Source organism: Geodermatophilus sp. SYSU D00696, assembly GCF_054050235.1.
Genome location: NZ_JBJGYY010000041.1, coordinates 17,168 through 39,349 on the forward strand (window position 1 = coordinate 17,168; position 22,182 = coordinate 39,349).

Annotated in this window: 20 protein-coding genes; 12 read left to right on the plus strand and 8 right to left on the minus strand. The window is 75.6% G+C overall.

Translation table 11 applies throughout. The annotated features are described in order from the left end of the window. Positions 1-35: 35 nt before the first annotated feature. Positions 36-893 (minus strand): SDR family oxidoreductase, encoded by an 858-nt coding sequence (locus ACI79O_RS20435; protein ID WP_456875315.1) that lies wholly within the window; start codon positions 891-893, stop codon positions 36-38. 421 nt (positions 894-1,314) lie between these two features. Here ACI79O_RS20435 and ACI79O_RS20440 point away from each other — a divergent pair, with 421 nt between their 5' ends. From ACI79O_RS20440 to ACI79O_RS20460, 5 genes are all read left to right on the plus strand, one after another. Further along, positions 1,315-3,876 (plus strand): DEAD/DEAH box helicase, encoded by a 2,562-nt coding sequence (locus ACI79O_RS20440; RefSeq protein WP_456915043.1) that lies wholly within the window; start codon positions 1,315-1,317, stop codon positions 3,874-3,876. Next, on the plus strand, positions 3,867-4,451 hold the full coding sequence (locus ACI79O_RS20445; RefSeq protein WP_456915044.1) for a GNAT family N-acetyltransferase: 585 nt from the start codon (positions 3,867-3,869) through the stop codon (positions 4,449-4,451). The genes ACI79O_RS20440 and ACI79O_RS20445 overlap by 10 nt, the downstream gene beginning before the upstream one ends. A gap of 21 nt (positions 4,452-4,472) precedes the next feature. Beyond that, the gene (locus ACI79O_RS20450; protein ID WP_456915045.1) at positions 4,473-5,246 is read left to right on the plus strand and encodes a sulfite exporter TauE/SafE family protein; all 774 of its coding nucleotides are present in this window, start codon (positions 4,473-4,475) and stop codon (positions 5,244-5,246) included. Between the two features lie 62 nt (positions 5,247-5,308). Next, on the plus strand, positions 5,309-6,073 hold the full coding sequence (locus ACI79O_RS20455) for a sulfite exporter TauE/SafE family protein (RefSeq protein WP_456915046.1): 765 nt from the start codon (positions 5,309-5,311) through the stop codon (positions 6,071-6,073). Positions 6,074-6,141: 68 nt separating this feature from the next. Next, entirely contained in the window at positions 6,142-6,882 is a 741-nt protein-coding gene (locus ACI79O_RS20460) for a hypothetical protein (protein ID WP_456875309.1), read from the plus strand. Positions 6,883-6,892: 10 nt separating this feature from the next. Here ACI79O_RS20460 and ACI79O_RS20465 read toward each other — a convergent pair whose 3' ends face one another. The 4 genes from ACI79O_RS20465 to ACI79O_RS20480 all read right to left on the minus strand — a co-directional run bounded on the left by ACI79O_RS20465 (position 6,893) and on the right by ACI79O_RS20480 (position 11,113). Continuing rightward, entirely contained in the window at positions 6,893-7,474 is a 582-nt protein-coding gene (locus tag ACI79O_RS20465) for a hypothetical protein (RefSeq protein ID WP_456891557.1), read from the minus strand. Between the two features lie 43 nt (positions 7,475-7,517). Continuing rightward, complete coding sequence (locus ACI79O_RS20470) at positions 7,518-9,188, minus strand: alpha-amylase family protein (RefSeq protein ID WP_456915047.1); 1,671 nt, start codon at positions 9,186-9,188, stop codon at positions 7,518-7,520. Positions 9,189-9,317: 129 nt separating this feature from the next. Further along, positions 9,318-10,388, minus strand: a complete 1,071-nt coding sequence (locus ACI79O_RS20475) for a TIGR03885 family FMN-dependent LLM class oxidoreductase (RefSeq protein WP_456891554.1) — start codon at positions 10,386-10,388, stop codon at positions 9,318-9,320. 59 nt (positions 10,389-10,447) lie between these two features. After that, on the minus strand, positions 10,448-11,113 hold the full coding sequence (locus ACI79O_RS20480; RefSeq protein WP_456915048.1) for a hypothetical protein: 666 nt from the start codon (positions 11,111-11,113) through the stop codon (positions 10,448-10,450). 93 nt (positions 11,114-11,206) lie between these two features. On the opposite strand from ACI79O_RS20480, the gene malQ reads away from it, so the two are divergent. Then, entirely contained in the window at positions 11,207-13,099 is a 1,893-nt protein-coding gene (malQ, locus tag ACI79O_RS20485; RefSeq protein WP_456915049.1) for a 4-alpha-glucanotransferase, read from the plus strand. Positions 13,100-13,172: 73 nt separating this feature from the next. On the opposite strand, the gene ACI79O_RS20490 is transcribed toward malQ, so the two are convergent. Next, a complete protein-coding gene (locus tag ACI79O_RS20490) occupies positions 13,173-15,815 on the minus strand; it encodes an ExeM/NucH family extracellular endonuclease (RefSeq protein ID WP_456915050.1) in 2,643 nt (880 codons plus the stop codon). Between the two features lie 230 nt (positions 15,816-16,045). Here ACI79O_RS20490 and ACI79O_RS20495 point away from each other — a divergent pair, with 230 nt between their 5' ends. The 5 genes from ACI79O_RS20495 to ACI79O_RS20515 all read left to right on the plus strand — a co-directional run bounded on the left by ACI79O_RS20495 (position 16,046) and on the right by ACI79O_RS20515 (position 18,580). After that, positions 16,046-16,342 (plus strand): hypothetical protein, encoded by a 297-nt coding sequence (locus tag ACI79O_RS20495; protein WP_456915051.1) that lies wholly within the window; start codon positions 16,046-16,048, stop codon positions 16,340-16,342. Positions 16,343-16,409: 67 nt separating this feature from the next. Continuing rightward, positions 16,410-16,613: a hypothetical protein gene (locus ACI79O_RS20500; RefSeq protein WP_456875301.1), complete on the plus strand. Its 204-nt coding sequence runs from the start codon at positions 16,410-16,412 to the stop codon at positions 16,611-16,613. A 176-nt stretch (positions 16,614-16,789) separates the two neighbouring features. Beyond that, positions 16,790-17,203: a hypothetical protein gene (locus ACI79O_RS20505; protein WP_456891544.1), complete on the plus strand. Its 414-nt coding sequence runs from the start codon at positions 16,790-16,792 to the stop codon at positions 17,201-17,203. Positions 17,204-17,241: 38 nt separating this feature from the next. Further along, positions 17,242-18,090: a DUF998 domain-containing protein gene (locus tag ACI79O_RS20510; protein ID WP_456915052.1), complete on the plus strand. Its 849-nt coding sequence runs from the start codon at positions 17,242-17,244 to the stop codon at positions 18,088-18,090. 40 nt (positions 18,091-18,130) lie between these two features. After that, on the plus strand, positions 18,131-18,580 hold the full coding sequence (locus ACI79O_RS20515) for a pyridoxamine 5'-phosphate oxidase family protein (RefSeq protein WP_456875298.1): 450 nt from the start codon (positions 18,131-18,133) through the stop codon (positions 18,578-18,580). Here ACI79O_RS20515 and ACI79O_RS20520 read toward each other — a convergent pair. After that, complete coding sequence (locus ACI79O_RS20520) at positions 18,571-19,485, minus strand: DMT family transporter (protein WP_456915053.1); 915 nt, start codon at positions 19,483-19,485, stop codon at positions 18,571-18,573. The two genes, ACI79O_RS20515 and ACI79O_RS20520, sit on opposite strands and share 10 nt — an antisense overlap. A gap of 101 nt (positions 19,486-19,586) precedes the next feature. Beyond that, entirely contained in the window at positions 19,587-20,339 is a 753-nt protein-coding gene (locus tag ACI79O_RS20525; protein ID WP_456915054.1) for an SDR family oxidoreductase, read from the minus strand. Between the two features lie 89 nt (positions 20,340-20,428). On the opposite strand from ACI79O_RS20525, the gene ACI79O_RS20530 reads away from it, so the two are divergent. After that, a complete protein-coding gene (locus tag ACI79O_RS20530; protein WP_456915055.1) occupies positions 20,429-22,009 on the plus strand; it encodes a helix-turn-helix domain-containing protein in 1,581 nt (526 codons plus the stop codon). The last annotated feature ends 173 nt before the right edge of the window (positions 22,010-22,182 follow it).

A 22,182-nucleotide genomic window follows, 5' to 3' on the forward strand; every position in this document is an offset into this window, starting at 1 on the left:
GGGGATCAGGGACCCTGATCGTCGCGGGCGCGCCGCTACAGGATCGGGTTGCCGCCGGTGACCGCGACCCGGGCGCCGGAGACGTAGGACGCCTCGTCGCTGGCCAGCAGCACGTACACCGGCGCGAGCTCGGCCGGCTGCCCGGCGCGGCCCATCGGCACCTGCTGGCCGAAGCTGGCCACCTTCTCCTCGGGCATGGTCGAGGGGATCAGCGGCGTCCACACCGGTCCGGGCGCCACGCTGTTGGCCCGGATGCCCTTCTCGGCGTACATCTGCGCCAGGCTCGCGGTGAAGTTGGCGATGGCGGCCTTGGTCATCGCGTAGGGCGCGAGGCTCGGGCTCGGCATGTCGGAGTTCACCGACGACGAGTTGATGATCGACCCGCCCGAGGGCATGTGCGGGATCGCGTCCTTGCAGAGCACGAACATCGCCGTCAGGTTCGTGGCGAGGGTGTGGTCCCACTCCTCGTCGGGGACCTCCTCCAGCGAGTCGTGGCTCATCTGGAACGCGGCGTTGTTGACCAGGACGTCGACCTTGCCGAACGCCTCGACGGCCTTCGGGATGATCGTCTTCGCGTGCGCCCGGTCGGAGATGTCACCGGGCACCAGCACGCACGTGCGGCCGGCCTCCTCGACGTACTTCTTCGTGTCCTCGGCGTCCTCGTGCTCGCTGAGGTAGCTGATCAGGACGTCGGCGCCCTCGCGGGCGAAGGCGATCGCGACCGCGCGGCCGATGCCGCTGTCGCCGCCGGTGACCACGGCGGCCTTGCCGGTCAGCTTCCCCGACCCGCGGTAGGTCTCCTCGCCGTGGTCGGGCTTCGGGTCCATCTCGCCCAGCGTGCCGGGCGGGGTCTGCTGCTGTTCGGGCTGGGACTCGGGGCGGGGTGACGACACGGGTGCTCCTCGGTGCGCGGACAGGCGGGCGGCGCGCGGTGGACGGGGTGGTCTCCCCCGTACCGCGTCGCCGTCCGCCTACCCGCACACCCGGCGGCAGAACCCGACCGGCCGTCAGGCCGTCTTGCCCAGCCGCGGGGCCTCGGCCGGCGCGCCGAGCGCGACGGCGTCCCAGCGCATCTCCATGTGCCGGTGACCGTGCCGGTCCACGACGGGCACCCACCGGATCAGGGGTCGTTCCTCGACTCGCATGGTTGCATCCACCTCCCGTTAACCCATTGTTCACCTTCTCTCCCCGAGTCGGCCACCTCACACCCGATCTGCACCGGTCGTTACCGTTTCGTGACGCGGAGACCCTGCCGGGACCCCGCCCGGGAGCCCCGGCGGGAAGGCCGCGGCCGTCGGGCACGCTGTCCCCACGATGACCGCGACGGCTCCCCTCCCCCTGCTCGACGACCCCGGCGACCTCTCGGCGCTGCGCGCGCGCGGCGACGACGCCGACGAGCTGTTCACCTCCTTCGCCGGCTGGGCCGAGGACGGCGGCACGCCGCTGTACCCGCACCAGGAGGAGGCGCTGATCGAGCTGGTCAGCGGCGCCAACGTCGTCCTGGCGACGCCGACCGGGTCGGGCAAGTCCCTGGTGGCCACCGGCGCGCAGTACGCGGCCCTGGCCGCCGGACGGCGCAGCTTCTACACCGCGCCGATCAAGGCGCTGGTCAGCGAGAAGTTCTTCGCGCTGTGCGGCGTCTTCGGCGCGGCCAACGTCGGCATGCTCACCGGCGACGCGAGCGTCAACGCCGGCGCCCCGGTCATCGCCTGCACCGCCGAGATCCTCGCCAACGTGGCGCTGCGGGAGGGCGCCGACGCCGACGTCGGCCTCGTCGTCATGGACGAGTTCCACTTCTACGGCGACCCCGACCGGGGCTGGGCCTGGCAGGTGCCGCTGCTGGAGCTGCCCCGCGCGCAGTTCCTGCTGATGAGCGCGACGCTGGGCGACACCACCCGGCTGCGCGAGGACCTCACCCGCCGCACCGGCCGCCCCACCGCGCTGGTCGCCTCCGCCGAGCGCCCGGTCCCGCTGCACCACTGGTACGCGACGACGCCCGCGCACGAGACGATCCAGGAGCTGCTCGACACCCGGCAGGCGCCGGTCTACGTCGTCCACTTCACCCAGGCCCAGGCGCTGGAGCGGGCGCAGGCGCTGATGAGCGTCAACGTATCCTCGAAGGAGGAGAAGGCGGCCATCGCCGCTGCGATCGGCGGGTTCCGGTTCACCTCGGCGTTCGGGCAGACGCTGTCCCGGCTGGTGCGCCACGGCATCGGCGTCCACCACGCCGGGATGCTGCCGCGGTACCGGCGGCTGGTGGAGACCCTCGCCCAGGCCGGCCTGCTCAAGGTCATCTGCGGCACCGACACCCTCGGCGTCGGCATCAACGTGCCCATCCGCACCGTCGTGTTCTCCGCGCTGAGCAAGTACGACGGGACCCGCACCCGGCTGCTCAACGCCCGCGAGTTCCACCAGATCGCCGGGCGGGCCGGCCGCGCCGGGTACGACACCGCGGGCACCGTCGTCGTGCAGGCCCCCGAGCACGAGGTGGAGAACCTGCGGCAGTTCGCGAAGGTCGCCGACGACCCCAAGAAGCGCCGCAAGCTGGTGCGGAAGAAGGCGCCCGAGGGGATGGTGCCGTGGTCGAAGGCGACGATGGAGCGCCTGGTCGCCGCCGAGCCGGAGCCGCTGTCGAGCTCCTTCCGGGTGTCGACGGCGATGCTGCTCGACGTCGTCGACCGGCCCGGCGACCCCGTCGCGGCGATGCGCCGCCTGCTCACCGACAACCACGAGCCACGCAAGCGGCAGCTGCGGCACGTCCGCGAGGCGATCGGGATCGCCCGCTCGCTGCTGCAGGCCGGCGTCCTGGAACGGCTCGACGAGCCCGAGCCGGACGGCCGGCGCTATCGGCTGACGGTCGACCTGCCCCCGGACTTCGCCCTCAACCAGCCGCTGTCGACGTTCGCGCTGGCCGCCGTCGAGCTGCTCGACCCCGACTCGGACACCTTCGCCCTCGACGTCGTCAGCGTGCTGGAGGCCACCCTCGACGACCCGCGGCAGGTGCTGGCCGCGCAGGCGAACAAGGCCCGCGGCGAGGCGGTCGCGCAGATGAAGGCCGAGGGCATCGAGTACGAGGAGCGCATCGAGCTGCTCGAGGACGTCACGTACCCGAAGCCGCTGGAGGAGCTGCTCGAGCACGCCTTCGACGTCTACGTGCGCAGCAACCCGTGGGCACGCGACGCGCACCCGTCGCCCAAGGCCGTCGTCCGCGAGATGTGGGAGCGGGCGATGACCTTCCGCGAGTTCGTCTCGGTTTACGGCCTCACCCGCTCCGAGGGCGCGGTGCTGCGGTACCTATCCGACGCGGTGAAGGCGCTGCGCTCCGGCGTCCCGGCCGCGGCGCGCACCGAGGAGGTCACCGACGTCGTCGAGTGGCTCGGCGAGCTGGTCCGGCAGGTCGACTCGTCGCTGCTCGACGAGTGGGAGCAGCTGACCAGCCCCGACCAGCCCCTCGACGAACCGGTGGCCGTCCCGGCCCGGGCCCGGCCGCTCACCGGCAACGAGCGGGCGTTCACCGCGATGGTCCGCAACGCCCTGTTCTCCCGGGTGCAGCTGTGGGCCCGGCGCCGCTGGTACGACCTGGGCGAGCTCGACTCGGGCGCGGGCTGGGACGCCGAGCGCTGGGGCGAGGTGGTCCGGGCCTACTTCGCCGAGCACGACGAGGTGGGCACCGGCGCCGACGCCCGCGGGCCCGGCCTGCTGGTGTGGGACCGCAGCACGCCGGGGCTCTGGCGCGTGCGGCAGATCGTCGACGACCCGGCCGGCGACCACGACTGGGGCATCGACGCCGAGGTCGACCTCGGCGCCTCCGACGAGGCAGGCGAGCTCGTGCTGCGGGTCGTGGGCGCCGGCCGGAGGGACGACGCGTGGACCTGAGCCCGGTCACCACCCCGCGGCTGCGGCTGGACGCCGTCGTCCCGGGCGACCTCGAGGAGCACTACGCGCTGTTGTCCGACCCCGGTACCTGGACGCACCTGCCCTCGGGCCGGGTCACCTCGCGCGAGCAGGTCGCCACCCGGATCGGGCACTCCCTGGCGGACTGGGCGCACGCCGGGCTCGGCTACTGGACCGCCCGCCTGCGCGAGGACGCCGACGTGCCGGCGCTGCGGCCGGGCCAGGTGGTGGGCACCGGCGGCTGCGCCTGCCCGCCCGGCACCTCGTGGTGGAACCTCTACTACCGCTTCACCCCGCCCGCGTGGGGCCACGGGCTGGCCGGGGAGCTCGTGACCGCCGCGCTGGACGCCGCGCACGCCGTCGCCCCGGACCGCCCGGTGGTCGCCTACCTGCTCGAGCACAACGAGCGCTCCCGGGCGCGGGCCGAGCGGGCCGGGCTGACGCTGGCCTGGCGCGGCCCGGACGCCGGCAACCCCGACCCGGCCGCCGTCCGCCTGGTCTACGCCGACCGGCCGCTCGACGACGCCCTGCTCGCCACGGTCACCGGCCTGGCGTGACGGCCCGGCGGCGGTGACCGCGTGACCCCGCTGGAGGCGCTCGCGGTCGCCGCCGCGGGACTGGCCGCGGGCGCGATCAACGCCGTCGTCGGCTCGGGGACGCTGGTGACCTTCCCCGTCCTGCTCGCCACCGGCCTGCCGCCGGTGACGGCGAGCATCTCCAACAGCCTCGGGCTGGTGCCCGGCAGCGTCGGCGGCGCGGTGGGCTACCGGCGGGAGCTGGCCGGGCAGCGCGGGCTGCTGCTGCGGCTGGTGCCGGCCTCGGCGCTGGGCGCGCTCACCGGCGCGGTCCTGCTGCTGCACCTGCCGGCGGCGGCGTTCGAGGCGGTGGTGCCGGCGCTGGTCGGGCTGGCCGTGGTGCTGGTCGCGGTGCAGCCGCTGCTGACCCGCCGGCTGGCGGCGCGGCAGCCGGCGCCGGGCGCTCCCCCGCGCGGGCCGCGGCTGGCCGGGCTGGTCGCCGCCGCGTACGCGACCGGCAGCTACGGGGGCTACTTCGCCGCCAGCCAGGGCGTGCTCCAGGTGGGCCTGTTCGGCCTGCTGCTGGCCGAGCCGCTGCAGCGGCTCAACGCGCTGAAGAACGTGCTGAGCTCGACGGTCAACGCGGTGGCGGCGCTGGTCTACGTCGCCGTGGCCACCGACCGGGTGCACTGGCCGGCCGCGGCGCTCGTCGCGGCCGGCTCCGCGGCGGGCGGGCCGCTCGGGGCGCGCTACGGCCGGCGGCTGCCGCAGGCGGTGCTGCGGGCGGCGATCGTCGTGCTCGGCGCGGTCGCGGTCGGCGTGCTGCTGGCCCGGTGAGGAGCGTGCGCCGGCCGCCGTGACAGGCTCGTCCGGATGCCCGCCCGCCGACCCCGACGCCCGTGAGCGTCCTCGAGTGGCTCCTGCTGGTGCTGGCGGGGATCGGCGCGGGCCTGTCGGGGAGCATCGCCGGGCTCGCCTCGCTGGTCAGCTACCCGGCGCTGCTGGCCACCGGGCTGCCGCCGGTGACCGCCAACGTCACCAACACCGTGGCGCTGGTGCTCACCAGCGTCGGGTCGGTGAGCGCCTCGCGGCCGGAGCTGTCCGGGCAGGGCCGCCGGATGCTGCCCCTGGTCGCCGCCGGGGTGCTCGGCGGGGCCGCGGGCGCGGGGCTGCTGCTCGTCACGCCGGCCGAGGCGTTCGAGCGGCTGGTGCCCGTGCTGATCGGCGGGGCGGCGCTGGCCATCGTGCTGCAGCGCCCGCCGCGCGAGCTGGCCGCCGAGGGAGCGCGCCGGCACCGACGCCGTGACCCGTGGTGGCTGGTCGCCGGGACGGCGCTGGTGGCCGTCTACGGCGGCTACTTCGGCGCCGCGGCCGGCGTGCTGCTGCTGGCGCTGTTCCTGCTGGGCACCGGCGAGGGCCTGCCGCGCAGCAACGCCTTCAAGAACGTCGTCCTGGGGGTGGCCAACGCGGTGGCCGCCGTCGGCTTCGTGGTGCTCGCCCCCGTGGTGTGGAGCGCGGTGCTCCCGTTGGCCCTGGGCTGCCTGGCCGGCGGCCGGCTGGGACCGCGGGTGGTGCGCCGCGCGCCGCAGGCCCTGCTGCGCCGCCTGATCGGCCTGGCCGGGCTGGGCCTGGCGGTGGTGCTGGCGGTGGACGCCTACCGCTGAGGCCCCCGGGGTGGTGCCGCGGGGGTTGGGGCACGATGGTGGACGGCGGAGAAGGAGGACGGCAGACGGTGACGAGCAACGACGCGGCGGGACGGTTCCTCCAGGCGCTGCAGGAGCCCGCGACCCAGGACGAGACCGGCCCGGAGATGGCGCCCTCGCGGCTGGCCCGGGCGTTCGCCCAGGCGGTCGGGGTCGACGGCGCCGCGCTGAGCATCCACGAGGGCGCGGGTCTGCGGACGCCGATCGGCGCCAGCGACCGCACGACCTCGCACGCCGAGCAGCTGCAGTTCACCGCCGGCGACGGCCCGTGCCTGCGCGCCCACGACACCGGTCAGGCGATCGTCTTCGACATCGAGGACATCAACCGCAACTGGCCGGAGCTGCACACCGCGCTGCTGGGCGAGACGCCCTTCCGGGCGGTGTTCTCGCTGCCGCTGGCGCCGCCGCTGGGGCCGACGGTGATCGTCGACCTCTACGCGCGCGAGCTGGAGACCCTCACGTCCGTGCCGCGCGACGACGTCGAGGCCGCGCTGCTGGTGCTGACCGAGGAGATGGTGCGCTCGTCCGGGGCGGCGCCGGCCGACGAGGGCGCCCGGTGGTGGGACTCCCCCGACGCCCGCCGCCGCAGCCGGGTGTGGCAGGCCACCGGCGTGGCCACGGTCGCGCTGGGCCTCGACGTCGTCGACACCCTGACGGTGCTGCGCGCGCACGCCTTCGCCACCGGCCGGGTGGTCGACGACGTCGCCGACGACATCGTCGAGGGCCGGCTGGACCCCGCGACCCTGCGCGACCCCGACACCGTCGCCTAGGCGGACCCGTTCAGCGGCCGGTGTAGGCGGCCAGGAACAGCACGAACGCCGAGGTGGCCAGCAGCAGCCGCGCCGGCGTGAGCCCGTTGACCAGCCCCGCCGTGGCCTCGACCCAGGACGGGCGGACGCCGGCCTCCCGGGTGCCGCGGCGGACCAGCCGCACCTCGTCGGCCAGCAGCACCCCGGCCGCGCCGAGCAGCGTCAGCCCGACGACGAGCAGCACCAGCGCCAGCTCCTCGGCGAAGGCGTCGGCGCGGCCGGCCAGCAGCAGCGCGGCGAGCAGACCCGCGACCAGGCCCAGCACGGCCCCGGCGACCGGCGCCCACGGGCCCATCCGGGTCATCGGGCCGGAGCGCCGGTGGGCCGGGGACGGCACCGCGGACGGCGTGGGCGCGGGCGGCGCCGGGGGGCGGCCGGGCAGCGGGCCGGTGGGCCGCTGCCCGGGCGGGAGCGACCCGTCCGGCGGGACGGCGGGTCCGGCGGCGGGCACGGCGGTCGCCGCGGTGGCGCCCGTGGGAACGGGTGCGGTCGGCGGCGCGGTGGCCGAGGGAACGGCCGGAGGGGCGGCGGGAGGGACGCTGGGCTCGGTCATCGCCGCTCAGGCTAGGGGCCGCCGTCGCGCGGCACCGCCCGGGTCAGGGCAGGCGGCGGCTCCCCTCGGTGACCAGCCGCAGCCAGCGGTACCCGTAGCCGTCGAGGGTCAGCTCGACCGCGCCGCCGTCACCGATCGGCGTCGTCCGGGTCTCCAGCAGGTCCTCCAGCCGGGAGGACGCGTCGCAGCCCTTCAGCACGAGCGGCACGGTCCGCGGCTCGGGGCCGAGGTTGTGCACCGCCAGCGTCGTGCCGTCGTCCCACGCGCAGAGGTGGGCCAGCACCTCGCGGTGCGGCTGCTCGAGCACCCGGAACGACCCCCAGCCCAGCTCAGGGGACTCGCGGTAGCGGCGGACCAGCAGCTTGACGAACGACAGCAGCGAGTCGGGGTCGCGGCGCTGGTCGGCGACGTTGACGAACTCCGGCGCGAACCCACCGCTGACCACCGGGCCGGGCAGCCGGTCGGGCTCGGCGGAGGAGAACCCGCCGTTGCGGCCCGACGTCCACTGCATCGGCGTGCGGACGGCGAGCCGGCCCTCGGCGTCGAGGTCCTCCCCCATCCCGATCTCCTCGCCGTAGAAGAGCACCGGCGTGCCGGGCAGGGAGAACAGCAGGCTGTAGACCATCCGCACCCGGCGCGGGTCGCCGTCGAGCATGGGCGGCAGCCGGCGGCGCAGTCCGCGACCGTAGACCTGCATCCGCTCCTCGGGCCCGAAGGCGGCGAAGACCTCCTTGCGCTCGTCCTCGGAGAGCTTGTCGAGGGTGAGCTCGTCGTGGTTGCGGACGAAGGTCGCCCACTGGCTGTCGGGGTTGAGCGAGGGCCGGGCGGTGAGCGCCCGCACCAGGGGGCCGGCGTCGCCGCGGGCCAGTGACAGGTACGTGGCCTGCATGCCGACGAAGTCGAACAGCATGGTCAGCTCGTCGCCCTCGTCGCCGCCGAAGAACTCCCGCTGCTGCTCGTGCGGCAGGTTCACCTCGCCGAGCAGGACCCCGCTGCCGGTGCGCCGGCCGAGGAAGGACCGCAGCGCCCGCAGGTAGTCGTGGGGCTCGGGGAACTCGTCGGTGTCCCCGCCCTCGGTCTCCAGGAAGAAGGGGACGGCGTCGACGCGGAAGCCCGAAAGGCCCAGCTGCAGCCAGAACCCCATGATCTTGGCGACCTCGTCCCGCACCCGCGGGTTGGTGACGTCGAGGTCGGGCTGCTCCTTGTAGAACCGGTGCAGGTACCACTCGCCCGTCGGCTCGTTGTGGGTCCAGGTCGACGCCTCCTGGTCGGGGAAGACCACCTGGTCGGAGGTGTCGGGCGGCTCGTCGTCGCGCCAGACGTAGAAGTCGTGGAACGGCGCGTCCCGGGCCTGCCGGCCCTGCTCGAACCACGGGTGCCGGATCGAGGTGTGGTTGACCACCAGGTCGGCGATCACCCGGATGCCGCGGTCGTTCGCGGTGCGGATCAGCTCGACCAGGTCGCCGTGCGTGCCCAGGCGCGGGTCGACGCCGTAGAAGTCGGTGATGTCGTAGCCGTCGTCGCGCTCGGCGGTCGGGTAGAAGGGCATCAGCCACAGGCAGGTGACGCCGAGGTCGGCCAGGTGGTCGATGCGCTGGGCCAGTCCCTCGAAGTCGCCGACGCCGTCGCCGTTCCAGTCCATGTAGGTCTCGACGTCGAGGCAGTAGACGACCGCCGTCTTCCACCACAGGTCGGCCGTGTCGGTGATCCTCATGCGGGCTCCCTCGGCTCGGGTGTCGCGGGGCGTCGAGTGGTCGGTTGCTGCCGGTGACACGTGCGGACACGCTGCCGCGAGCGGCACCAGGTGCGCTCTCGGGGCGCCGGGGACGCCCGGACCGCCGGGTCACCCGCCGGGGCGGCCCTCGGGCAGCACGAAGGACGGGCCGGGCTCGGGCTCCTGCCGCGGACGTCGGGGGCCGCCGGGCCCGTCGAGCGCGACCGCGGGCTGGGGCCGGGTGACGCCGAGCTGCGGCAGCACGTGCTCGCCGAACGCGTCGAGGAAGGGCTTCTGCTCCTTGCCGACGTGGTGCAGGTAGATCTCGTCGAAGCCCAGGTCGACGTACTCGGCCAGCCACGCGGCGTGCTGCCCGAGGTCGGAGCTGACCCGCACGGCGCCCTCGACCGCCTCCTGCGGGGTGTACACGCTGGCCTGCTCGAAGGCCTCGGGCCCGTCGAGGTCCCAGCACAGCGGCGGCGGGAAGGTGTTCGTGTACCACTGCTCGAAGGCGACGGACCTCGCCCGCTCCGGGTCGGGGTCCCAGCACAGGTGCACCTGGAGCACGAGCCGGCCCTGGCCCCCGGCGTCGCGGTAGGCGCCGGTGAGCTCGCGCAGCGTCTCGTGCGGCTGGTTGATCGTGATCATGCCGTCGGCCCAGTCGGCGTGCCGCCGCGCCGTCGGCACGCTCATCACCGGCCCGATCAGCGCAGGCTGCTGCTCCGGCAGCGTCCAGATCCGCGCCCGCTCGACGTCGACCAGCCCGCGGTGGGTCACCTCCTCGCCGGCCAGCAGCGCGCGGATGACGTCGACGCACTCGCGCAGCCGGGCGTCCCGGACCCGCTTGGGCGGCCACGGGGTGCCGGTGATCCGCTCGTTCATCACCTGCCCGCTGCCCAGCGCCATCCAGAAGCGCCCCGGGAACATCGCCGCGAGCGTCGCGGCGCCCTGGGCGATGACCGCCGGGTGGTAGCGCTGCCCGGGGGCGTTGACCACGCCGCAGGGCAGGCCGGTGGTGGCCAGCGCCGCGCCGAGCCAGGACCAGGCGAACCCCGAGTGCCCCTGCGCGGAGTTCCAGGGCGCGAAGTGGTCCGAGCACATGGCCGCGGTGAAGCCGACCTCCTCCGCGTGCTGGACGGCGGCCAGCAGATCGGCCGGGTGCACCTGCTCGTGGGAGTTGTGGAACCCGATCACGGTCACCGCTCGTGCCTACCGCAGGTCAGGAGGGCGCGCGCGGCGGACCGGCGGGTGCCGCAAGGTCAGCCCAGCAGCCCGGCCGTCGTCGCGGGGTCGGTCGCGACGTCGAGGTGCCCGCCGCGGCCGTCCCCGGCGACCGGCCAGCCGCGGGCCCGCGCCTCGGCGGCGTCGGCGTCGTAGGCCGGCGAGAGGTGCACGTAGCGGGGCTCGGCGGTCAGCGGCGGCACCGCGACGCCGGTCGACCACAGGTCCGCCGGCAGCCGGTGCCCCTCGGCGAGGACGGCGGTCCGCACCTCCTCGTCGGGGAGCAGCTCGCGCATCGCGTCGGGGCCCCACCACGTCGTCCAGTCGGCCACCCGGCCGTCGTCGCCGGTCAGCGGCGCCACCCGCTCGCGGACGTCGGCCGGCCACCGCGCCGTCCCGGGGGCCGGCGGCAGGACCGCGTCGAGCCACACCACCCGCCCCGCCCCGACGGCGGCGGCGACCGCGGGCAGCACGATGCCCGCGCCGGAGAACCCGACGACGACGTCGGCGCGCCCGCCCGCGCCCGCCGCCCACCGCCGGTCCCAGCCGGCCGCGGAGGGAGCCGGTGACGCGGGGTCCTGCACGCGGGCACGCAGGTCCGGCACGGCGACCTCCGCGCCGCGGCGGCGCAGCTCGGCGGCCAGCGGTCCCAGGACCGCGGGCCCCAGCAGCGGCGGGTGCACCAGCAGCCAGGTCCCGTCCACGCGGGGAGGATGCCGCACCGGGCCACGGCACGGTGGGGGGCGCCACTCCCGTCCTGCGCTGCGATCAGCCCTGCCCCCCGTGAGGATCGGGGGGTGACACGCACCCCCAGCACCGACCGGTGGGGCATCGACGCCACCTGGCTCGACGCCCTCGACGAGGAACACCAGGTCGCCCCGGCCACCATCGACCGCCTGCGGGAGGTGATCGGCGAGCCGCCGGAGGACCTCGAGGAGCGGGCGCCCATCGTGGCCCGGCCCGGCGACGTCCTGGAGGTCGACGAGGCCGAGGTGACCCTCGAGGACGGCTCGACCCGGCACGTCGACGGCGAGCTGCCCGAGGACTTCCCGCTGGGCTACCACTGGCTGCAGGCCCCCGGCGGGCCGCGGCGCCGGCTGGTCGTGTCGCCGGGGCGCTGCTGGCTGCCCGCGGACCGCGCCTGGGGCTGGGCGGTGCAGCTCTACGCCACCCGCGGCGCGGGCAGCTGGGGCATCGGCGACCTCGCCGACCTGCGGGCCGTGCGCGAGATGGCCGCCGACCAGGGGGCCGGGTTCGTGCTGGTCAACCCGCTGCACGCCGTGGCGCCCACCCCGCAGCAGGAGGCCAGCCCGTACCTGCCGGCCACCCGCCGCTTCCGCAACCCGGTCTACCTGCGCGTCGAGGAGGTCCCCGGCGCCGACCGGGTCGACGTCGACGGCGACGCCGGCCGGGCACTGTCCGACGGCGAGCTGATCGACCGCGACGCGATCTGGGCGCGCAAGCGCGAGGCGCTGCGCCGGGTCTTCGACGCCACCGGACGCGACGACCCCGCCTTCCCCGACTGGTGGTGGCACCAGGGCCAGAAGCTGCAGGACTGGGCCACCTGGTCGGCGCTCGCCGACGTCCACGGCCCCGACTGGCACACCTGGCCCGAGGGGCTGCGCGACCCGCGCAGCGAGGCGGTCGGCCGGTTCGTCGCCGAGCACGAGCGCGACGTCGCCTTCCACGCCTGGCTGCAGTGGTGCCTGTCGCTGCAGCTGGAGCGGGCCACCGAGGGCATGACCGTCATCCAGGACCTGCCCATCGGCGTGGCCGGCGGCGGCGCCGACGCCTGGACCTGGCAGGGCGTGCTGGCGCAGGGCGTGAGCGTCGGGGCCCCGCCGGACGCCTTCAACGCCCAGGGCCAGGACTGGGGCTCCCCGCCGCTGGTCCCGTGGCGGCTGCGGGAGGCGGACTACGAGCCGTTCGTCGAGTCGATCCGCGCCACGATGGCCGGTGCCGGCGGGCTCCGCATCGACCACGTGATGGGCCTGTTCCGGCTGTGGTGGGTCCCCGCCGAGGGCGGCGCCGTCGACGGCGCCTACGTCCGCTACCCCGCCGAGGACCTGCTCGACATCGTCGCGCTGGAGAGCCACCGGGCGCAGGCGGTGGTGGTCGGCGAGGACCTCGGCACGGTGGAGGAGGGCGTCCGCGAGGCCCTGGCCGAGCACGGGATCCTGGGCTACCGGCTGCTGTGGTTCGAGGACGACGACCCGGCCGAGTGGCCGCAGGAGGCGATGGCCGCCGTCACCACCCACGACCTGCCCACGGTCGCGGGCCTGTGGAGCGGCGCCGACGTCGAGGAGCAGCGCGAGCACGGCACCGGGACCGACGAGGAGCTCGAGCAGGGCCGGACGGCACTGCTGGCGAAGCTGCCGGGGCTGCGGAAGAACGCCCGGCCGGAGACGGCGGTGAAGCGGGCGCACGAGCTGCTGGGGCGGGCGCCGTCGCTGCTGCTGTCGGCCACGCTCGACGACGCCCTCGGCGTGCGGCGCCGCCCGAACGTGCCGGGCACCACCGAGCGGCCCAACTGGTCGCTGCCGCTGCCGGTGCCCGTGGAGGAGCTCGCCGGGCACGCGCTGCTCCAGGAGGTCGCGCGCATCCTGGCCGACGGGGTGCGGCGCACCAGCGACCCGGAGGAGGACGCGATCGGCGAGCAGGCCGGCGGGGAGGCCCGCACGGGCTCCTGAGAACACGTCCGGCGCGGCTCCCGGTTCCCCGGGGCCGCGCCGGACGGGTGCTCGGCTGCGGATCAGCCGTCGCTCACGACTCCGCGCCCTCCTGCTCGCTGCTGCCGGTGCCACGGCCCTGGGTCAGGACGTCGCCCTCCCCCGGCCCGCCGACCAGCGTGTCGTCGCCGTTGCCGCCCTCGAGGGTGTCGACGCCGAAGCCGCCGAGCAGCCGGTCGTTGCCGTTCTCACCGGCCAGCCGGTCGTCACCGGCGCCACCGCAGACGACGTCGTCGGCGTTCCCGCCGGTGATCGTGTCGCTCCCGCCGAGGCCCATGATCACGTCGACGCCGGCGGTGCCGCGCAGGGTCTCCCCCGCCTCGGTGCCGCGGATCGTCGGGACGAGGCCGTTGCAGCGCTCCTCCAGGTCGATGCCCAGGACCACCGGGTCGTGGTCGCTGGACCGGTACGGGTCGCGGGCGTAGAGCGCCGGGTCGCCGGTGTACTGGTAGGCGAAGGACTCCACCGAGTTGATGTTCCAGTGCGCTACCCCGGTGACCTTGTCGGTCAGGGCACCGGTCGACAGGGCGTGGTCCAGCGAGCCGGACATGTCGTCGAACACGTAGCTGTACCGGCCCTCGTCGAACAACGAACCCAGGTCGTCGTAGCCGGCCTCGTAGAAGGCGACCATCGGGTCCTCCTGCGTGTAGGCGTTGAAGTCGCCCAGGAGGAGCACGTCCTCGTCACCGGTGGTCCCGCGGAGCTCCTCGGTGAACCCGATGAGGGACTCGGCCATCCGCACGCGGTCGCCGTTCCAGGCACCCTGGCCGTCACCGTCGTCGACGTTGTCGCCGGTCGGCGCGGGGTCGGTGCCGGGGTTCTTCGACTTGAAGTGGTTGGCCACGACGGTGAACGCGTCGCCGTCCTTCACGAAGGTCTGCGCGAGCGGCTCGCGGGCGTTGTCCCACACGGTCTCGTCCACCAGGCCGACGGAGTCGCCGACCGGCTGCACGACGTCGTTCTGGTAGATGATCGCGCTGCGGATGACGTCGCGGTCGACCGCGTAGAGCTCGTCGGCCAGCGGCACGTAGCTCCACTTGTCGTAGCCGGCGGCCGTGTTCAGCCGCTGCACCAGGTCCGCGAGGGCGCCGTCGGCGTTGCCAGGCGAGGTGCCCGTGGAGTCGGTGTCCTCGATCTCCATGAGGGTGACCACGTCGGCGCCCAGCGCCTCGATGGCGGTGACGATCTTGGCCGCCTGCTCCTCGAACTCCGCCGGGCTGCTCGCACCCCGGGCGTTGGGTCCGGACAGGGTGACGAAGTAGTTCAGCACGTTGAACGCGCCGACCTGGACGTCACCGCCGACCTCGTCCGGACTCGCCGGCCGCGTGTTCTGCGGGGCGAAGGTGCCCGCCGCGGTGCCGTCGGCCGGCTGTAGCCGCCACTGGCTGAAGCCGTAGCCGAGCACGGTGGGCTGCGTGAAGGTCAGCTCGTCGCCGACGCGCACCGGGGTGGTGGGCGAGAGGTACGGACGGGTGCTGACGTTCACCCGGGCGCTCAGGCCGTCGTCCAGGACGATCCGGCGCAGCGTGTTCTCCGTCGCAATGGCCTGCGCCTCGGGGCTGCCCGGGCGGGCCAGCTCGGTGGGCTGCACCAGCAGGCCGCCCTCGGAGAGGGTCAGCTCGCCGAAGGAGGTGAGGTCGAACACCTCGCTGACGGTGAGGGCGTCGGCCGGTTGGACGAGCATGCCCTCGAGCCGCTCCCGGGCGGTGTCGTCGGCCGGCAGGTCCAGCGCCGCGGGCTGCGGCAGGTCCGCGCCGGTGCCGTCGGCGCAGACGTCGACGTCGGTGCGCGCGGTGATCTGCGTCTGGCCGCCGAACTCGCCGGCCTGGCCGGTCACCGCGACGGTGTCGCCGAGGTCCACGGCGGCGGGGCTGAACACGAAGACGCCGTCGGAGGTGGCGGTGTCGCCGTCGCCGTCGGGGTCCTGCAGGTAGAAGCCGGACAGCCCGGGGACGTCACCGACGACGACGCCGCGGACGGTGACGGTCCGCCCGCTGAGCGGGGTGGCCGGCCCGGTGCCCTGCACCGCGCCGATCTCGTGGGCCGGGGTGGTCTCGCAGGGGCCGGTCACCGGCGGCGGCGGGGTCGTGGTGCCGGCGGGGTTGACGGCGTTCGGGGTCGGCGCGGCCGGACCGGCCCACACGAGCGCGTCGCCGCTGGCGTCGTAGGTGCGCGACAGCGACTGCCCGCTGGGCTCGGTGCCCGCCTCCCGGACGCCGATGTCGGTGCTCGTCCTGCCGGCGGCCGGACCGTCGGTCGCGGTGAAGGTCCCCTCGTAGGAGAGGAACTCGAGGACCTCGGTCCCCCGGACGAGCGCCACACCGTCGGGGTCGCCGTTCTGGACGCCGTTGGCGGGGTAGCTGACGGTGGCGACCGCCGGGGCGTCCGCCGGAGCCGTGACCGCCGGCAGCGCGTCCGTGTCGTAGACCGTGCCGTTGCCACCGTTGTAGAGCACGACCGAGAGACCGGCCGACGAGGTGCCGGCCGGGAGGTGGACCTCCACGAACTCACCGGCGTCGGTGCCGGTGTTGTCGTAGTGGATCTCGGAGACGTACGGCGCGGTGGGCGGCGCGGCCACGGCGGCCGTGGGCAGGCCCACGACGGCCAGGGACGCGGCGGTGGTGCCGAGTGCGGCGCGGCGCACGAGCACGCGCCGGGAGCCGGGAGTTGAACGCACGGATGACCCTTCGAGAGGTGCGGGGACCTGCACATGGTGAGCACCCGTCGTGCACAGTCCAACAACGGGACGTGACGACCGGGTGACGGTCAGCGCGCGGTATGACCCACATCACAGACAAGTCGGCGTGTCGGCATGTCGACACGCCGACGACTACCGACGCGGCGACCGCACCGGACGATCGAACGCGCGTTCGACCGCCGTGCCAGACTGCCGAGGTGGCAGGTGGGATGCACCGGGGGTCGTCGCGACCGTCGCTGGGCGAGCGGGCCGCCGACTCCGGCGTCCGTCCGGCCGGCCCGCTCCCCGAGGCCGCTCCCCCGCCGCGGCCCCGGGAGGAGGGCGCAGGACGGCACTGCTGGGTGCACGACCCGCCCGGCAGCTCCGGCCGGGTCCCCGGGCTGCTCGTCGAGTGGCGGCAGCGGCCAGGGGGCTGGCAGGGCCGGGTGGCCTACGCCGTCCCCGGCGCGCACGGGCCGGTCCTGGTCGAGGCGTGGCTGCCGGCCGGCTCGCTGGAGCAGCGCTGAGGGTTTCCGGCCGGGCGCGACGGCTATGGCCTGCAGGACCGACCGACGACGCAGCGGAGGCAGCACCATGACCACCCCACCCGACCGCCCCACCCTCGACGACGTCATGGACACCGAGGAGTCGGCGCCCCGGGACCGCCAGCAACACGGCAAGGCCGATCCCCGGCCCAACGACGACGCGCTGCAGCACCGCACCGAGCAGGAGCGGCAGGCCGTCGGCTCCGACGACGCCGACCCGGCCGGCGCGGAGTTCCACTCCGCCACCGACTGAAGACCCTCCCTGACCGCCTCGCCGAGGCGGTCAGGGTGGCGGCGACGACCTCCCCCACGGCGTCGCGGAACCGCGGCCGCGCCGCGCCCGGCCGAGCTCGTCGCGCACCCGGTCGCCGGACCGGCCCCGGCCGGCGACGGCGGGCGCGCGCCCGGCCCGGCTGCTGGGATGGGCCGGTGACCCGACTGGGCCGGGCCGACGTCGGCTGCTGGCTGGTGAAGACCGCGCGCCCGCCCGAGGCGGTGGTCCCGGGCTGGGCACCCGGCCGGGCGCACGAAGTGACCCGCTGCCTGCGGCCCTCCTACCGGCTCGGGCTGATGCGGCCGGGCGACCCGGTCCTGCTGTGGCGCAGCGGCCGCGACCGCCCGGGCGTGCACGCCACCGGGGTGCTGGCGGGCCCGGTCGGCTCCGACGGGCGCGGACCGGTCGCCGTCGTCCGGTTCACCCTGCTCGGGGTCCCGCTCCCGCGCGCCGACCTGCTGGCCGACCCGGTCACCCGGGACGCCGAGGTGCTGCGGATGCCGGCGGGCAGCAACCCGTCGTACCTGACGCCGGCCCAGTACGCCGCCGTCCTGGCCGCCCTCGACTGACCCCGCCGCGGCGGGTCGGGACCACGGCGGCTGGGACCATGGGAGGTGTGCCGAGGAAGCGGATCACCGCGGGCGCGCTCGCCTGGGTGCTGACCCTGCAGTTCTTCGTCGTCGAGACGGTCGTGCAGCTGCGCTCCGAGCTGCCCTACTCGCGGTCGGCGGAGGCGATCAGCGCGCTGGGCGACCCCACCCGGCCCGGGTCCACGCTGATGAACGCCTCGTTCGTCGTGCAGGCCGCCCTGATCGCCGCCGGCGCGGTCGCGCTGCTGCCGGCGCTGCGCGGCCGCGCCGCCCGCCCGGCGGTGGCCCTGCTCGGCGCCGCCGCGCTGGGTGTGCTGCTGGTCGGCGTCTTCCCGCGGCTGACCAGCCCGTCGCTGCACACCACCGGCGCGGTCCTGTACCTGCTCGCCGGCGGGCTGGGGCTGATGGCGCTGGCGTACGCGGTGCGGCCGTGGTCGGAGGCGCTGGGCACGACCGTGGTGCTGCTGGGCCTGTTCGGCACCGCGATGACCGTCTTCTACGGCGCCGGCGTGGTCGGGCTGCTCGGCGAGGGCGGCACCGAGCGGGCCGCGGCCTACGTCCTGCCGATCGGGCTGGCGCTGGCCGGGCCGGCGCTGTGGTGGCTCACCCGCAGCCGCACCGAGCCGGTCACCGGCCGTCCCAGCCGCCGGCAGCTGCGCGCGGAGGAGCGGGAGCAGGAGCGGCTGGCCCGCGCCCGCGCCGCCGCCGAGCGCGACGACGCCCTGGAGGCCGCCGCCCGGCGCACCGACGCGGGCCCGCGGGGAGCCGTCGCCGGCGACCCGGTCCACCCCGCCGACCAGCACGGGGACGACCCCGACGACGACCTCGACCCCGACGACCCGTGGGCGGGGCCGCGCCGGAGGTGAACCGGTCGCGGGCGTCCGGCGCCGCCGCCACGATGGGCCCGTGAGCGCCGAGAGCACGCTGCAGGAGATCCCCGTCGACGAGTGCCACCGGCTCCTGGCCACCCAGGAGATCGGCCGGCTCGCCGTCAACGCCGAGCACCACCCGCTGGTGTTCCCGGTCAACTACGCCATGGACGGCACCACGGTGGTCATCCGCACCTCGCCCGGCACCAAGCTGGCCGCCGCCGACCACGCCGCCGTGACGTTCGAGGTGGACGAGATCGACCGGCGCACCCGCAGCGGGTGGAGCGTCCTGGTGCGCGGGGTCGCCGAGGAGGTCGGGCCGGAACACCGCGCCGACCTCGTCGCCCGCACGCGGGCCACCGGGCTGCAGCCGTGGGCACCCGGCGAGCACGGCCACTGGCTGCGCCTGATCCCGACGGCGGTCACCGGCCGGCGGATCGTCCCCGGTGAGCTGCCCCCGGCGGTCGACCCCCGCGCCTACCTGTGAACCGGCTCCGCCACGCGGACCGCGGCACGGACCGTCCCGCGACGGCGTGAGATCGCGACGCCGGCCAGGCAGACGACCCCGCCGGCCACGGCCAGCGGCGTGGGGACCTCGTCGAGCAGCAGCCACGACATGAGCACCACCAGCGGCGGCACCAGGTAGGTGGTGACCCCCAGCCGGCCGGCCTCGGTGCGCGCCAGCGCGTAGGCCCAGGTGCTGAACGCCAGCGCCGTGGGCACCACGCCCAGGTAGACCGCGCCGAGCACCGACGACGCCGGGGCGGCGGCCAACCCGGTCACCAGCGCACCGGCCCAGGGCACGCAGCACACCGCCCCGATGGCGCACGCGGTCGCCGTCACCTGCAGCGGCGGCAGCCGGCGCAGCACCGGCTTCTGCGCCACCACCCCGACGGCGTAGGTCACCGCGGCGACGAGGCACAGCAGGACGCCGAGCAGGTCACCCCCGCTCCCCCGGCCGGCCAGCCCGATCAGCAGCACCCCCGCGAAGGCGACGGCGAGTCCGGCCACCAGCCGGCGCGGGAACCCCTCCCGCAGCCAGACCCCGGCCAGCACCGCGATGAGGATCGGCCCGACGTTGACCAGCATCGCCGTCGTCCCGGCGTCGAGGTGCCGCTCGGCGGCGTTGAGCGCCACGTTGTAGACGCCGAACCAGCCGATCCCGCACACCGCCAGCAGCCGCCACTCCTGCCGCGTGGGCGCCACCCAGCCGCGGCCCAGGCACAGCAGCGCCAGCACCACCGTCCCGACCAGCAGCCGCCCGAGCGCCAGGGCGCCGGGTGAGAGGTCCTCGCCCACCGCGCGGATGCCGATGAACGCCGACGCCCAGGCCAGCACGGTGACGGCGACGGCGGACAGCACGGGCAGGGACACCGGGCGGGCGGAGGGCACGGACCGAACCTAGGGAGCGCCACCGACGGCCCGCTGGCGACTTCCGGACGTCACGCCCGCACCGGCAGCCCCGCTGCGGAGTTCGGCAGGAACGGCGCGGTTCAGCCCTGCCGCAGGTGCTCGGCGTAGGTGCGCCGCCCGCGCGGGGCCCGCGGGCCGGGCAGCACGCCGCCCTCCCGGAAGGCCGCCGACAGCCTGCCGGGCAGCGGCGTGGCCACCACCCGCACCGACGGCTCGCGGGCGGCCGCCCAGGCGCGGGCGAGCTCGGCGGCCGAGAGCTCCTCGGGCCCGCCGAACTCGACGACGTCGCCCGTCGGCGGGGCGGAGGCCACCTCGGCCAGGAACGCGGCCGCCTCCCCGACGTCGACCGGTGCGGCCTGCCAGCCCATCGGGACCGGCAGCACCGGACCGCGGCGGGCGGTGGCCAGCATCTCGTCGACGAAGTGGTGGAACTGGGAGATCCGGACCAGGGTCACCGGCAACCCGGAGGCCAGCAGCACCTGCTCGGCGGAGAACTTCGCCCGGTAGTAGTTCCACGGCACCCGGTCGACGCCGACGATCGAGACGTACACCAGGTGCTGCAACCGCTCGCGGTCGAGGGCCTGTACCAGCCGGCGGGTCCCGGCGACGTCGACCTGCCAGTGGTCGCCCCGCGGCGCGCTGGCCGCGTGCACGACCACCTCGGCGCCCCGCACCGCCGCGGCCAGGTCGCGGCCGGTGGCCAGGTCGGCGCGCACGCCCCCGGGCCCCGCTCCGCGGCGGGACATCTGCCGCACCCCGTGACCCGCCTGCTGCAGGACGGGCACCAACCTCTGACCGAGCGGACTGCTGCCTCCGGTGACCAGGACCTCCATGCCGACAGTCTGCCGTCCGCCCCGGGCGGACCGGTCCCTCCCGGCGTGGCTCGCCGGGGCATCTCACCTACGAGATACCGTGGACCCCCGTGACCGCGACCGAGTCCACGGCCGAGACGACGGCCCCCTCGACCGTCCTGCCCTCCTCCACCGCCACCGCCGTGCGGATCGGCGCGCTGGTGCGCGACGCCCGCCGGCACCGCGGCCTGACCCAGCAGCAGCTCGCCGAGCGCCTGGGCACCAGCCAGAGCGCCGTCGCCCGCATCGAGCAGGGCGGCCAGAACCTCACCCTCGACCTGCTGGGCCGCCTCTCCGAGGCGCTGGAGAGCCCGCTGATCAGCGTCGGCCCGGCCGGGCCCACGCACCTGCGGGTCACCGGCGGCACCCCGCTGCGGGGCAGCGTGACGGTGAAGTCGTCGAAGAACGCCGCCGTGGCGCTGCTGTGCGCCGCGCTGCTCAACCGGGGCCGGACGACGCTGCGCAACGTGGCCCGCATCGTCGAGGTGGACCGCATCCTCGACGTGCTGCGCTCGATCGGCGTCTCGGCCACCTGGGACGCCGCCGGCCGCGACCTGACCCTGCAGGTCCCCGACGAGCTCGACCTGGCCGGCATCGACGCCGACGCCGCCCGCCGGACCCGCAGCATCATCATGTTCCTCGGCCCGCTGCTGCACCGGGCCCGCGAGTTCCGGCTGCCCTACGCCGGCGGCTGCGACCTCGGCACCCGCACGGTGGAGCCGCACATGATCGCGCTGCGGCCGTTCGGGCTGGCGATCGAGGCGCACGCCGGCGAGTACCACGCCAGCGTCGACCCCCGGGCGACCGAGCGGCGGACGATCGTGCTGACCGAGCGCGGGGACACCGTCACCGAGAACGCGCTGCTGGCCGCGGCCCGCACCGAGGGCACCACCGTCATCCGCAACGCCAGCTCCAACTACATGGTCCAGGACCTGTGCCTGTACCTGCAGCTGCTCGGGGTCGGGGTCGAGGGCCTCGGGACGACGACGCTCACCGTGCACGGGCGCGCCGTCCTCGACGCCGACGTCGACTACACGATCAGCGAGGACCCGGTCGAGGCGATGAGCCTGCTGACCGCCGGCATCGTGACCGGCTCGGAGCTGACGGTGCGCCGCGCGCCGGTGGAGTTCCTGGAGATCGAGCTCGCGGTGCTGGCCGAGATGGGGCTGCGGTACGACCTCTCGGAGGAGTACCTGGCCGACAACGGCCACACCCGGCTGGCCGACGTCACCATCCACCCGTCGCAGCTCAAGGCCCCGATCGACAAGATCCACCCGATGCCGTTCCCGGGGCTCAACATCGACAACCTGCCGTTCTTCGCGGTGATCGCGGCGTCGGCGACCGGCTCGACGCTCATCCACGACTGGGTCTACGACAACCGGGCGATCCACCTGTCGGACCTGACCCGCCTGGGCGCCGACGTCCGCCTCATGGACCCCCACCGGGTGCTGGTCACCGGGCCGACCCGCTGGCGCAACGCCGAGGTCGTGTGCCCGCCGGCGCTGCGGCCCGCGGTGTGCATCCTGCTGGCGATGCTCGCCGCGCGCGGGACGTCGGTGCTGCGCAACGTCGACATCATCGCCCGCGGCTACGAGCACCTCTACGAGCGGCTGGTGGAGATGGGCGCCTCGATCGAGGTCTTCTCCGACTAGCCGGAGGCCCGCTTCGTCGAGATCACGCGATCTCGACGCTCCAGGGGCCCCGGGGGGGGGGGGGGGGGGGGGGGGGGGGGGGGGGGGGGGGGGGGGGGGGGGGGGGGGGGGGGGGGGGGGGGGGGGGGGGGGGGGGGGGGGGGGGGGGGGGGGGGGGGGGGGGGGGGGGGGGG